Here is a 14,010-nt window from a genome sequence, read left to right on the forward strand (position 1 = left end):
AAAATTAGTTATTAAAATTTTTCAAGATTTAAATGGAAGTCCAACCACCATCAATTATTAAATTATGCCCCGTAATATATTTAGCTTTATCAGACAATAAAAACGATACTGACGGAGCAATATCATCAGGTTTTCCCATTCGTTTTAATGGTACTTTTGCTTCATAAGCTTCGACGAATTCTTTAACCTGATTATCAAAAATACCACCAGGTGAAACTGTATTTACTCTAATACCGTCTTTCCCATATTTACTGGCAAGATATCTCGTAAAATTTATTAACCCTCCTTTTATTGCAGTATAAGCAGCAGGAGGATTTAAATTTGTACCTTCATATATAGTAAAATCATTTCCAACTACTCCATATATAGAAGCGACATTAATAATCGAGCCACTGTTTCTTTTTAACATTACCTTAATTACTTCTTGACAACTAAGTATGTAACTATTGAGCTGCCATTTAACATTTTTATCTAGTGACTCTTCTTTTATATCTAAAAAATCACTCCCCCAATCAGCTGTTCGTGGATAGGCATTATTAACCCAACCATCAATTCTTCCATATTTATCATATATATCTTTTACAGTTTCCTTGATACTATTTAATGAAGTAATATCACACTTTATACTATATTCAGTATCATTAATATTTAAATCTGCAGATATACCAATACCGCCTTTATTTCTAATATCTTGTATCATCGCCGAGCCAAGTAATCCATTCCCCCCTGTAACAACAATGACCTTATTCTCTAAAAGTTTATCCATTTAGCGCAAGCTTAAGAGTTTCAATTCCTTGTTCAATATTATTTTCTGGCATTTCTTCTCTTTCTATATATTCAATGAAGCTTCTCATTTGTGAAGTGTATGTATCCATAATATCAAATGGCTCAGAGTAAATTACTTCACTTTCACCATTAACAATCAAATTTCTCAATAAATCAATGTGCCAAGTTTTATCCTCCCAAACACACTCAATATCTCTTTTTGAATCTTTCCGGTAGTAATTTAATGTTATGAATGCAGATGACTTCTCATATTCAAATACATAATGGGCTACATCAACACTGTTGATTTCTAATGTAGATTTTCTTCTGCAATAGCTGAAACTTTCAATTGGAGTTCCTAACAGATAGTTACAATAATCGATCTCATGTATTAGATCCAAGTGCACACCGCCTCCTAATTCTTTTTTTGCGCTATATATTTCTCTATAGTCAGTATTTGGTCTCCACTCTGGTAGATAAGAACCACAATAAGAATTATACTCAATTGGTACGTTTTTCGAGAACTCCCTTTTCAAAAATTGAATGGCCGGATGAAACCTCAAATTACAAGCAACATATGTTATGACTCCCTTATTTCTTACTTTCTTAATTATTTCGCCACTTCTGTTCAATGAATGTAAAACAGGTTTTTCTACAAAAAGCGGAACTTCAAAATCTAAACTCTTTAAAATTGTTTCAGCATGCATGCTTGAAGGATTAGAAATAATAATAAAATCTATATCCTTAGGAATTTCAGTCCATGAGTAAATACTTTGAATTCCTTCTTCATTATTTTCTGATTTATTGCTTCGTAGTGCAAATGCACTTAAATCAGAATCTAGGTTTTTCAATACATTTAGATGCTTTTTAGCAATAGAACCTAATCCTATGATCAAAATATTCATATCTCAATATCCAATAAATCTTCCCTTAACATAATTTCCATCATAGTAAAGTCTACAGGATGATCTAAATCAAAAGAAATATGCTTCATCACGTAAGCTAAAGATCGATCGGTAACACTTGTTTTATAATTTCCTTCAAGATATTCCCTTGTGAAAAAATAGAAAGATGCATTCATATCGTATACAATTGGTGCCTCTTGTCTTGCTTTTACATCTCCAACTGACTTTACCAATTCTACATAACCATTCGCATCCTTTTCTTCAACCATATTAAAGTAAGGATTCTTAGATGCATGATTAACTGAGAAAATGTTTAATGCATTCTTATCTCTTTTGAGTTTCTCAAATGCCCCTTTTAAGTCGTTAATAGTTCTCAAAGGAGAAGTCACGTCTAAATCTAAAAGATAGTCATATCTTTTGTTATTTATTCCCTCTGCATACTTAAACGCATGTTTGATAACGTCAATTTTTCCTGCTTTATCAGTTGCTAAATTCTTAGGTCTTAAATAATCTGTCTTATAATTTATTGCTTCAGCAGATTTAATAATCTTATTATCATCTGTGCTCAATTGTATATCTGCATCATATAACTTAGCAAACTCAAAAGCTCGATTAAATGTATAATGTAAAAGAGGTTTACCATTTAATGGCTTTATATTCTTACCAGGGATTCCCTTTGACCCACCTCTTGCACAAATTGTAATTAATAAATTCATGAAAATTTTATGGTCTTAATATCTTCTTGTGCTTTTTCAAAATCCTCGTGTTTCCCTATATCTAACCAGTATCCAGATAAAGGATAGGACAATACTTTTTTACCATCTGCGATAAGTTCTTCCATTAGATCGGTTGTATCATAAAAAGAATTTTTTGGAATACGGTCGATTATCTCACGTTTCATCAGATAAATACCACCATTGGAATAGTAGGTGTAGGTCGGTTTTTCTTTAAAACTCATCACATGGCCATTGGTCGTCTCCAAAACCGCATAGGGAACATCCACTTTATACGGGATGGTTACCACGGCAAAGTCAGCTTCTTCCTCCTTAAACCGAAGAAAAAAATCTTCATAATCCAGGTTGGTCAGAATATCAGAGTTTGTTACCAAAATATAATCATGGATAAAATTGTTAATTTTGGATACCGAACCAACAGTACCCAGGGGTTCTTCTTCCCATACATATTCAATGTTTAAATTCTTATCATTACCATTACCAAAGTATTCTTCAATTTGCTCTCCTAGATAATTCACCGAAATCCAAAAATCATCCATTCCAAATAATGATAGCCGATGAATATTGTGCTCCAGGATGGGTTTACCTCCAACATTCAATAGAGGTTTAGGTGTAGTTTCGGTTAGCGGCCGCAGTCGTGTTCCTTTTCCACCGGCCATAACCACAACATCCACAGGTAAATAAGATTTTAACTTCCCAAAATTGATCACATTTACTATATGATCCGATTTGTCCAAAATTGGGATGACCTTGAAATTATTCTCTCGGTATTCGATAACCTTTTCAATATCCCGATCACCCTTCCGAATAAATCTCGGATTGGATTGAATAATCACATTTACCGATTGATCCAAATTAACTCCTTGAAGAAGCCCCCTTCGAACATCTCCATCCGTTAATGAACCTATAAGTTTATCATCCTTATCAACCACAAATGAAATAGCATCTTTACCCAATTTATTAAACACTTTCAGTGCTTCCCTTATGGATGAACCTGAAAGAATTAAATGTTCTTTATAGTGACGCATAATTATTCTTTAGTGTGTCAATTATTGTCTTTACCGTATTTGGCTTTCGGTAAATATTCGTTCCTTCAAAGGAGCCTAAGTCTTTCACTTTCGAAACAGCATGTAAGATGTTATTGGCTTTAAATTCACAGTCTATCACATTTTCACCCCTCGCGCGCCCTTGTTGTCTATTGCCAACATTTACCACATACTTCCCAAACGAAGCTGCTTCAACAATACCACTTGATGTATTTCCTAAAAGAAATTTCGTATATTTCATTGCATTGAAATAATTGGACTTTCCAAAATTTTCAATACATAGTATTTGATTAGGCATTTCATTTCTTAATTCTTCAATGTAATTTCGAAAAATCTTACCATTTGTATCCGCATTTGGCATAGTAATAATCAAAAAATATTCTTTGCTTAATTCATCTAATGCAGATTTCATTTCTATAGCATAATCCTGATTCTTCTCTGGTCTTATCGTTTCAGGATGAAAAGTAATTAATACATATTGCTTATTAGGGATACCAAAATTATTGCGAAACTCGTTCTCCTCCATAAATTGGAAATCCTCAATACCATCTAAACTTAATGACCCTACATTATATACATGTTCATTATCGCCAAGAATTGTTTTTATTTTTTTCTTATAAGCTTCTGTAGATGAGAAATGAATGGTCGAGGCCAGAGTAATTTGATGTCGGTAAATATTATCAATGGCTCCTAATGTAGTTTCTCCGCCGTGAAGATGTGCAAATTTAACTCCAAATGGAATTCCGGCTTGTACCGCTGCTGACATTTCAAACCGATCTCCCAAACAAAAAACCAAGTCAAACGAATTTTCTTTCCAGTAATCAGCAAATTTAGTCACCGTTAGTCCATAAGAGGTGCTAATACCATTCGGGTTATCATTTAACAAAAATGACTGGATAAGATCTATATTATTAAAACCTGTATTCTTAACTTCTGATATAGTTTCACCATGATAAGGTGAACCGTGGGTGCCAAAAGCAATAATTTTCAGATCAAAGAACGAATCATCAACCAGCTTTTTTAGCAACGGAAGATAAATTCCAAAATCGGCCCTTGAACTTGTGAGTACACCAATCTTCATTTCAATGAACTCCATTCAAGCATTTCTGTAGCCGAATATGCTCGGTTAACCTTCCTGCCAATTACATCTTTCCATTCCATAGGAGAAATTCCATTTCCAGGGCGAAGTGCAATAATGTCATCTTCGTTTATTATTTCCCCAGCTTTCATTGAACGGTTTATGTGGATGCTTTTACGAGCAACCTCTTTGTTTTTTTGTTCACTTGGACTCGGCTCCTTCTTACCACTCCCAGATATAGCCTGTTCAATATTTCGTATAGCTGTGACCATCTCTTTAAGCTCATCAGGTTCTAAAGAAGCTCGATGGTCTGGTCCCGGCAAACTGCGGCCCAGGGTAAAATGCTTCTCGATGACTTTTGCTCCCAAAGCAACAGCTGCAATAGGGACCTCAATTCCCAAGGTATGATCAGAATAACCAACTTGAACTCCCAATTCATCTCCTATGGTATTCATAGCTTTTAAATTAACATCTTCCATTGGTGTAGGGTATTCGGTATTACAATGCAATACCGTAATATCTTTTTTAGTTAAGCCATATTTCATTACCACATCAACAGCTTCTTTCACTTCCTGCATATTGGCCATTCCGGTAGAGAGCACCACTGGTTTCCCCTTTTCAGCTAATCGCTTCAAGTATGGATAATTGGTAATCTCCCCGGACGGACTTTTAAAAAACGGCAATCCAAGATTATCTAAAAAATCGATCCCATCTACATCAAAAGCCGTAGATAAAAATTGGATTCCCCGTTTCTCGCACTCCTTAATTAATATAGCATGATCCTGCTCATTCAATTCAAGTGATTTGAGCATATTGTATTGACTATCGTCGTCACCATCTCCAATATTCTTGGATTGGTAGTTTGCCTTTTTAGCCGCCTTACTAACAATTTTATCCGCTTTAAATGTTTGGAACTTTACAATGTCCACTCCTGCCTTTGAAGCTACATCAATAAGCTGAATGGCTTTTTGCAAATCACCATTATGATTCACTCCGGCTTCCGCAATAATAAGTACATTATCTAATTTCATATCAACCTGCCCGGATTACCCACCACTTTACTTTCACTCTCAACATTCTCCAAAACCACCGCTCCCGCCCCAATAATTACCTTACTACCGATTTCAACGCCCTCTTTAATTACAGCATTTGCCCCAATAAATGATCGCTTCCCAACTTTCACATTTCCAGCCAATACCGCTCCGGGTGCAACATGAGCAAAATCTCCTATTTGGCATTCATGTTCAACAATTGCCCCCGTGTTTATTATTACAGACATCCCAATTTCTACTATTGGATTGATTATAACACCGGATGCAACAAAAGTACCACCTCCAATATCTACTAATGAACCGATACTGGCTGATGGGTGAATAACCGATCGTAATTTTTCTTTCTTTATAAGGATCAGTTCAGTAACACTTTCCCTAATTCTGTTGTCACCAATTCCTAATATAAACTCATGTCCTTTATCCCATCCCTCGAAATTCTTATCACCTTCAAAACCAAGATATTCCAATTCAAATGGATTCAGAATATGTTCCTCTTTTTCAGTATAGGATGTAACTTGTATACCTGCTTTTTTAGTAGCATCAAGTACGACATATGAATGTCCGGAATACCCTATGATCACTTGTTTACCCATCAATAACCACACTACTTGGAATATTCACGATTCGATCCTCTAAATACTCAGCATTCTTTTGTTCATCACGAAAGCAATTCTCATACATCGGTAACTTATACATCAACTTCCAAATTGGGCGCGTCATGACACCCTTTTCGTTGGTTTCATTGAGAAACATATCCCGCTCTTTTCGATCTTCGAGTTCCACACACATTAACCAGTAATTCACTGTGGTATCCGGGTTTTCCTTTCTGAAATTAATTCCCCATTCCTCAAAAAATGATTCATACTTTTCAGCCAGTTTTCTTTTGTTTTCAATAAACGAATCCAACTGTTCCAATTGAGCACAAATCAATGCTGCATTTAAATTGGGCATTCTATAGTTATGGCCCAATTCATCATGCACATATTCATATTTATGAGGTTTTTTTGCAGTTGTAGTAAGATGCTTTGCAAAATTACCCATCTGCTTATCATTACTTACAATAGCTCCGCCGCCACCCGCCGTAACAATCTTGTTTCCATTAAAAGAATAGATTCCCAACTGACCAAAACTTCCAGTTGGTTTTCCATGATAGGTAGAACCAATGGATTCAGCTGCATCTTCCACCACCGGAATATTCCATTTATTGCACACGTCCATGAGTTCATTTAGGTCTACCGGAAAACCAAAAGTATGCATGGGCAAGCAGGCTGATATTTTATTCCCTGTTTTTTTATTGTAGCAACCATCTTCTCTAAGTTCACCTTGTTCTTCAAGAAACGCCTCCACCGCTTTGGGTGACAAACCCAACGTATCTAAATCTACATCTAAAAAAACAGGTTTCGCATTGTTATAGGCTATGGCATTGGCTGTGGCAACAAAGGTAAGAGCTTGCGTCAAGACTTCATCTCCCTGTTTTACTCCGGCCAGTCTGAGTGCTACCTGCAATGCAGCTGTACCATTTACTACCGCAACGGCTCGTTCAGTTTGAGATATTTCGGCCATCATCTCTTCGAATAAATCTACGTAAGCCCCAACTGATGAGACAAATGTCGAATCTATCGTTTCTAGAACGTATTTCTTCTCGTTGCCCTGAAAGCGGGGCTCATGTAATGGGATGAAATCAGTAGTTTTATACTGATCCCGAACAAACTCTATAAACTGATCAATTTGTTTCATTACATCTTAGAGTCTAAATACTTTCCGGTCTCTTTGTGATCAAATCCAGGAAGTAATTCATGGAAAAGTTCTACTAAATCAGATTTTGCCCAGCTGAGACTTTCCTTCATTTCTTGAATGCTTTCTAAAAAATAATTCAGCTTTTCTTCTTCAAAATCGAGATTGCTTTTCACAATACCCAAATTCTCAAAACGCTCTAAATCAAGCGTCTCACCTTCCATAAAAAACTCTTCAAAATCTTTTTCCCCCGTGGTATCACTTTCGGTAAACAAACAAGGCCATTTACCTTCTTTTGGCAACGTATCCACCAACTCCCGGGCTTCATCTTCGCTAGAGCACAAATGAGCTTCATATCCCATCATATCCAAATACTTAACGGCAATTTCGGAAAAAGTTATCAGATGTAAGTCCTCACTTAACTTTGGAAAGAATATATCCCTGTTATCACCCAACAAACAGGACATCAAACATAACTCTCCCGATTCCTGGGGAGTCACAAAATAGCGTTTAATATCATTGGGAGCAACAATAGGCTGTTTTTTTTGAATCCGTTGGTTAAAACTGTGTAAGAGTGACCCATCAGAGAATGCAACATTTGCAAACCGAGCAGTAGAAATATCAAGAGATTGACTTTCCCGCATCAAAAACAGCTCCATGATCCGTTTGGAAGCCCCCATCATATTCACGGGGTTGGCAGCCTTATCTGTTGAAACACAGAAATATTTTTGCGTTCCTTTTGCTCTTGCCAGCTGAATGGTTTTAATAGTATTCAATATATTTACTTCCACCATTCTCATTAACGTAAAAGGATCTTTCTCACTTCTCACATGTTTCAATGCCGACAAATTAAGCACATAATCGTATTCCCCATCGGCTTTGATAAACGCATCATATTCAAACGATCCGGCATCTAAAGCAAACGTCTTGAAATCTCCATTGATGTACCCTAATGAACTCCGAATATCCCGAACTAACTCCACCATGTTGTTTTCACTGATATCAACTACATGTAGCTTTCGGGGACTTCTTTTGAATATCTCTTTGGTTACAGCTTGGCCAATAGAACCAGCTCCGCCGATAACTAAGAAGGTGGAATTTGAAACAATCTTTTTTAAATCTGATTCATAAGCAGAGATATCATTCTTAAATAATTCTTTATCCCTTCCTATCAGTTTGAGAATGTCCATTTAAATTTTAAGCCTTAAAAATATGATTCTTACCTTTGTGTTCAATACCATTCATCGCATTCCTCGTATCCACTACACACTCACTCCACACTGCAAGTTCTGCATAATCAATAGAAGAATGATTGGTAGAAATTACTACCGCATCAAAGCCTGAAACGGTTTCTTTGTTCCAGTCCACCGTTTGCATTCCTGTATACTCTGCATGTTCACGTGTTTCCCAAATCTCAGGAATATACGGATCATAATAGGCGATCTCGGCACCTTTTGCTTTCAACAGATCAAAGATCTTAAAGGTCGGGGATTCGCACATGTCATCCACGTCCGGTTTGTAGGCCAGGCCGATCACCAACACCTTGCTGCCGTTCATGGCTTTTTTGTGGGTATTTAGCGCATGCATGGTTCGATCCACTACATAGGTGGGCATATTGGTGTTCACTTCTCCGGCCAGCTCAATAAAGCGGGTGTGCCTTTCAAACTCGCGGGCTTTCCAGGTAAGGTAGAACGGATCAATGGGAATACAGTGCCCGCCCAGTCCGGGTCCTGGCGTAAATTTCATAAAGCCAAAGGGCTTGGTATCAGCGGCATCCAGCACTTCATGGACGTCAATATCCATGGCTTCGTACACCACCTTCAGCTCATTCACCAGGGCAATATTTACCGAGCGAAAGATATTTTCGGTCAGCTTCACGGCCTCGGCAGTCTTACAGTCGGAGACCGGCACGGTTTGTACAATAGCTGTATCATACATGGCAGTGGCCAGCTTCAGGGCCTCCTCTCCATGACCACCCACCACTTTCGGGATCTTGGCGGTATTAAAATTCGGATTGCCCGGGTCTTCGCGCTCAGGACTGTAGGCCACATAAAAATCAGTTCCGGCTTTCAGCCCGGAGTTCTTCTCCAGGATGGGGATCATTAGCTCCTCGGTGGTCCCCGGCCAGGTGGTAGATTCCAGGATCACCAGCTGCCCTTTGCGTAAGTATTTTGAGACCGTTTCAGTGGTCTTTTCCACATAGCTCATATCCGGCTCGCGGTGATGATCCAGCGGTGTAGGCACGCACATCAAAATAGCATCGGCCTCATCTAAACGAGAAAAATCAGTGGTGGCATCGGCAATATCAGATGTAGCCAGAGTTTGCATCATCTCAGTACCCAGATGCTTGATGTAAGGGGTACCGGTTTTCAGGTTATCTACCTTCTTCTCATCAATATCAAAACCGAGGACCGGCATATCGTTTTGGTGAAAGGTCCACATGAGCGGAAGGCCGACATAACCAAGGCCTACAATACCAATAGTGTAAGTTTTATCTTCTATCTTCTGAAGTAAAGTGTCTAATTGGGACAAAGTAGTAGTTTTGATTGTTTAGTGCTTAGTTTTGAGTGTGGCTGCCGGATATTCTATTATTACCCGTGATATATTACTTGTTAGTGTGTAAACGTGTTCCCCGTTTGTCAAAACTCTGTGTGTCTGCATGATCGTTTTTTGAAGACCCAAAAATAAGAAAGATATGGGAGAAGTACAGGGTTTTTTAGTGGTTAGTGGTTAGTGGTTAGTGGTTAGTGGTTAGGTTTTAGGTTTTAGTTGTTAGTGGCCGAGGGGCCGAGGGGGGATGAATATCGAACATTCAATAAGGAACATCGAACCTGCCTATCCGGCAGGCAGGTTTCGAAGTGGATCTTATCAATCGATTTTCTAATCCTGTAAATCCCGGTTCAAAACGAGGTAATGACCAAAGCCACTGCTGTTTTACCTACCAAAACACTCGGTTACAGCGTCTTCTCCCCTGTGTAAGGCTTGCCTGACGGTAGGCAGGGAGTGGGTCGTGAAAACGGGCAACGGGGTATGAATAGGCAAGATCCTTCGATTCCTCAGGATGACCGGTTGAATATCCAATATCGAACAAGGAATATTGAACCTGCCTCGCCGGCAGGCAGGTTTCGAAGTGTTCTAATTTTGAGTCTCGTCATTGCGAGTCCTTCAGCAAATCAAAGGCCGTGGCAATCAGTCTGAATTATTTGGGTGATCGCTTTAGGGACATTACTTCGTTGTAAGGCATCGAAATCGAGACTTGACTCCCGAGCGCCTCACAATGACCGGGTATTGCTTGTTTGGAATGTAAACCTAATCCAACCCCGTACACCCTCCGCCAGGCTTCGTATTCACTCAGCCCGGCACCTCCCTCAAGGGAGGACTCCCTGAATATCGAACATAGGAATATCCAATATCCAATGATCAAGTTGTTGGACTATAGTGGGTAACATGAATAAGCCCACTTCGAAATTCAGTGTTCCTTGTTCATTATTCGTAATTCTAACAGAAGTCTCCCCTTGAGCGGGAGAAGAAAAATCAGCTTGCTGATTTTTCAGAGGGGTGTACGGTGGCGGATGCAACCTTTCTGTCAAATTCTATCACACCCTTAACAATGAAAGGTTTATGATCACGTAAGTAAAAGAAAGGCCCTACTCCCCATTCACCTCATTGTACCACTCTACAAAAGCTTTAAGCCCTTTGTCAATGGAGTAGTCGGCGTGGTAGTTGAGGAGGTTGCCGGCATTGCTGACGTCGGCCCAGGTTTGTTTGACATCGCCGGGTTGTTCGGGGCCAAAGGTCTTTTTGGCGGTAATCCCGGAGGCTTTTTCAATGGCTTCCACCAATTCCAGCAACTCCACAGTTTCATTATTCCCAAGGTTGATCACTTCATACAAAGTATCCGTGTAATTGATAGCACCCATGATCCCATCCACAATGTCATCAATGAAGGTGTAATCACGTCGGGTGGAACCGTCGCCGTAGAGTGTGATCTCCTTGCCATCGCTCATGAGCTTCAGGAATTTATGGATGGCAAGATCGGGTCGTTGCCGCGGCCCATAAACTGTGAAAAAACGCAGAGCCAAGAAACGGATATCGTACAGGTGGCTGTACACATGCCCCAACAGCTCTCCACTTACTTTGGTGCTGGCATAGGGACTAATGGGCTGAAGCACCGCATCGTCTTCTTTCCAGGGTACATTCGGGTTCTTGCCATACACTGAACTGGAGGAAGCAAATACAAACTGTTTAATGTCTTTTTCACGTGCCACTTCCAACATATTTTGGGTACCGGCAACATTCACTTCCTGGTATGCAATGGGATCTGCAATGGAGGGGCGAACTCCGGCCTTGGCGGCTAAGTGCACAATTACATCGGTGTCATCGAAAATGGCTTTATCCAAAACTTCTTTGTCTCTTATATCTACTTCATGGAGCTTATAAGCATCATATTCAAAATGGCCTTTTATATTCTCCCGCTTAATGCTTTCATCGTAGAATGAATCGAAGTTGTCGATGTTGGTCACATTATGACCTTCTTTTAACAGACGATCTATTAAATGTGAACCTATAAATCCGGCTCCTCCTGTTACAACTACATTCAATTTATTTTTTTTATTTTTTGTTTTATTCAAAGTTGGTTACCTAAATCAGTTTGATCATTACAGGCTAAGATTCTAAGACCTGCTTGATTGCAAGTGAATATACCTTCTGCCATACCCCTTACTTTTGGCTTGACCCAAAAGTAACAAAAAGTCAAGGCTGAGAAAAAAAGTGCTAAAATGGTCTTCATTCCGCTAAAAGAAATCAATGTTCCTTCACGAAAATTGCTAGTGCAAAATTTATCAACGGTATGATTTCTTTCTTTACGCTTCATTGCGTCCATTTCACAACGCATTTTTTTCTAAGGCCAGTTTCGGGATGGGACCCTGAATTCAATATTGAGTGTTCTTTGTTCGATGTTCTTAAGCTTTAAATATGTGATTTTCATTTTTGGCCTCAATACCATTCATCGCATTTCGGGTATCAATTATACACTCACTCCACTCCGCTAGTTCATCATAGTCAATCGTCGAATGGTTGGTAGAGATCAACACAGCATCAAAACCTGAAACCGTTTCTTTGTTCCACTGCACGGTTTGCATACCGGTGTATTCAGCATATTCGCGGGTTTCCCAGATCTCGGGGATGAACGGATCATAATAAGAGATCTCGGCTCCCTTGGCTTTCAACAGATCAAAGATCTTGAAGGTCGGAGATTCGCGCATATCATCCACATCCGGTTTGTAAGCAAGGCCGATCACGAGGATCTTGCTGCCGTTCATGGCTTTTTTGTGGGTGTTGAGGGCGTGCATGGTTCGGTCCACCACGTAGGTGGGCATATTGGTGTTTACCTCTCCGGCCAGCTCAATGAAGCGGGTGTGCTTCTCAAATTCGCGGGCTTTCCAGGTGAGGTAGAACGGGTCAATGGGAATACAGTGCCCGCCTAGTCCGGGTCCGGGCGTAAATTTCATAAAGCCAAAGGGCTTGGTGGCCGCTGCATCCAGCACTTCATGTACGTCAATATCCATGGCTTCATACACCACCTTCAGCTCATTCACCAGGGCAATATTCACTGAGCGGAAAATGTTTTCGGTCAGCTTCACGGCCTCGGCGGTCTTGCAGTCGGAGACCGGCACGGTTTGCACAATGGCCGTATCGTACATGGCGGTGGCCAGCTTCAGGGCCTCCTCTCCATGTCCGCCAACCACTTTGGGGATCTTTGCGGTATTGAAATTCGGGTTGCCCGGGTCTTCCCGCTCGGGGCTGTAGGCCACATAAAAATCGGTTCCGGCTTTCAGTCCGGAGTTCTTCTCCAGGATGGGGATCATCAGCTCCTCGGTCGTCCCCGGCCAGGTGGTGGATTCGAGGATCACGAGCTGTCCCTTCCGTAAATATTTAGAAACAGTTTCAGTGGTCTTTTCCACATAGCTCATATCCGGCTCGCGGTGCTTATCCAAAGGTGTAGGTACACATAGCAATATGGCGTCAGCTTCATTCAACCTGGAGAAATCAGTGGTGGCATCGGCCTTATCAGAAGCTGCAAGCACTTCCATCATTTCAGTTCCCAGGTGTTTGATATACGGAGTCCCGTTTTTCAGATCATCAACTTTGCTTTGGTCAATATCAAATCCGATCACGAGAAGCCCGGCCTGATGGAAAGTCCATAACAGCGGCAGACCTACATACCCCAAACCGATCACCCCAACGGTGAAGGATCTTTCATCAATCTTTTTAAGTAAATCGTCTAACTGAGACAACGATTCGAGTTTTGAGTGTTTAGTTTTGAGTTTTGAGTGGTTTTTGTGAGTACATGTTCCCCGTTTGTCAAAACTCTATGTATCTGCATGATCGTTATTTGAAGACCCGAAAATAAGAAAGATATGGGAGAAGTTCATTTTAGTTTTGAGTGCTTAGTGCTTAGTGCTTAGTGGTTAGTGGTTAGTTGAGTTTTTAGTGGTTAGGTTTTAGTGGTTAGGTTTTAGTTGTTAGTTGACGGTTGGACCGATGGAGAATGAATATCGAATATCGAACAAGGAACACCGAACCTGCCTCGCCGGCACCAGGTTTCGAAGTGGATCCTATAAATCGATTTTCTGATCCTGTAAATCCCGGTTCAAAACGAGGTAATGACCAAAGCCACTGCTGTTTTACCTACCA

The 14,010-nt window shown here is 39.9% G+C and carries 13 protein-coding genes; all 13 read right to left on the reverse strand.

Annotated features, from left to right (window positions below; genetic code table 11):
* Positions 1 to 28 precede the first annotated feature (28 nt).
* Positions 29 to 766 carry an SDR family oxidoreductase gene (locus C3B73_RS12050; protein ID WP_103665869.1) on the reverse strand — a complete coding sequence of 246 codons (738 nt, stop codon included), beginning with the start codon at positions 764 to 766 and terminating at the stop codon, positions 29 to 31.
* Positions 759 to 1,670: a Gfo/Idh/MocA family protein gene (locus C3B73_RS12055; protein ID WP_103665870.1), complete on the reverse strand. Its 912-nt coding sequence runs from the start codon at positions 1,668 to 1,670 to the stop codon at positions 759 to 761. Before C3B73_RS12055 ends, C3B73_RS12050 begins: the two co-directional genes overlap by 8 nt.
* Positions 1,667 to 2,386 carry an acylneuraminate cytidylyltransferase family protein gene (locus C3B73_RS12060; protein ID WP_103665871.1) on the reverse strand — a complete coding sequence of 240 codons (720 nt, stop codon included), beginning with the start codon at positions 2,384 to 2,386 and terminating at the stop codon, positions 1,667 to 1,669. Before C3B73_RS12060 ends, C3B73_RS12055 begins: the two co-directional genes overlap by 4 nt.
* Positions 2,383 to 3,432: a nucleotidyltransferase family protein gene (locus C3B73_RS12065; RefSeq protein WP_103665872.1), complete on the reverse strand. Its 1,050-nt coding sequence runs from the start codon at positions 3,430 to 3,432 to the stop codon at positions 2,383 to 2,385. Before C3B73_RS12065 ends, C3B73_RS12060 begins: the two co-directional genes overlap by 4 nt.
* On the reverse strand, positions 3,419 to 4,531 hold the full coding sequence (gene neuC, locus C3B73_RS12070) for a UDP-N-acetylglucosamine 2-epimerase (RefSeq protein ID WP_103665880.1): 1,113 nt from the start codon (positions 4,529 to 4,531) through the stop codon (positions 3,419 to 3,421). Before neuC ends, C3B73_RS12065 begins: the two co-directional genes overlap by 14 nt.
* Positions 4,528 to 5,559 (reverse strand): N-acetylneuraminate synthase, encoded by a 1,032-nt coding sequence (gene neuB / locus C3B73_RS12075; RefSeq protein ID WP_103665873.1) that lies wholly within the window; start codon positions 5,557 to 5,559, stop codon positions 4,528 to 4,530. The genes neuC and neuB overlap by 4 nt, the downstream gene beginning before the upstream one ends.
* Positions 5,556 to 6,173: an acetyltransferase gene (locus tag C3B73_RS12080; RefSeq protein ID WP_103665874.1), complete on the reverse strand. Its 618-nt coding sequence runs from the start codon at positions 6,171 to 6,173 to the stop codon at positions 5,556 to 5,558. The genes neuB and C3B73_RS12080 overlap by 4 nt, the downstream gene beginning before the upstream one ends.
* Complete coding sequence (locus C3B73_RS12085; protein WP_103665875.1) at positions 6,166 to 7,317, reverse strand: LegC family aminotransferase; 1,152 nt, start codon at positions 7,315 to 7,317, stop codon at positions 6,166 to 6,168. The genes C3B73_RS12080 and C3B73_RS12085 overlap by 8 nt, the downstream gene beginning before the upstream one ends.
* Positions 7,317 to 8,504: a UDP-N-acetylglucosamine 4,6-dehydratase gene (locus C3B73_RS12090; RefSeq protein WP_103665876.1), complete on the reverse strand. Its 1,188-nt coding sequence runs from the start codon at positions 8,502 to 8,504 to the stop codon at positions 7,317 to 7,319. Before C3B73_RS12090 ends, C3B73_RS12085 begins: the two co-directional genes overlap by 1 nt.
* Positions 8,505 to 8,511: 7 nt before the next feature.
* The gene (locus tag C3B73_RS12095) at positions 8,512 to 9,846 is read right to left on the reverse strand and encodes a nucleotide sugar dehydrogenase (RefSeq protein ID WP_103665877.1); all 1,335 of its coding nucleotides are present in this window, start codon (positions 9,844 to 9,846) and stop codon (positions 8,512 to 8,514) included.
* 1,115 nt (positions 9,847 to 10,961) lie between these two features.
* Complete coding sequence (locus tag C3B73_RS12100; RefSeq protein ID WP_198597354.1) at positions 10,962 to 11,945, reverse strand: NAD-dependent epimerase/dehydratase family protein; 984 nt, start codon at positions 11,943 to 11,945, stop codon at positions 10,962 to 10,964.
* Positions 11,942 to 12,187, reverse strand: coding sequence for a hypothetical protein (locus C3B73_RS12105; protein ID WP_157939498.1), 246 nt, complete (start codon positions 12,185 to 12,187; stop codon positions 11,942 to 11,944). Before C3B73_RS12105 ends, C3B73_RS12100 begins: the two co-directional genes overlap by 4 nt.
* 88 nt (positions 12,188 to 12,275) lie before the next feature.
* The gene (locus C3B73_RS12110) at positions 12,276 to 13,610 is read right to left on the reverse strand and encodes a nucleotide sugar dehydrogenase (RefSeq protein WP_103665879.1); all 1,335 of its coding nucleotides are present in this window, start codon (positions 13,608 to 13,610) and stop codon (positions 12,276 to 12,278) included.
* Positions 13,611 to 14,010: the final 400 nt, after the last annotated feature.

It is taken from the genome of Gracilimonas amylolytica, from assembly GCF_002911695.1.
Lineage (GTDB): Bacteria > Bacteroidota > Rhodothermia > Balneolales > Balneolaceae > Gracilimonas > Gracilimonas amylolytica.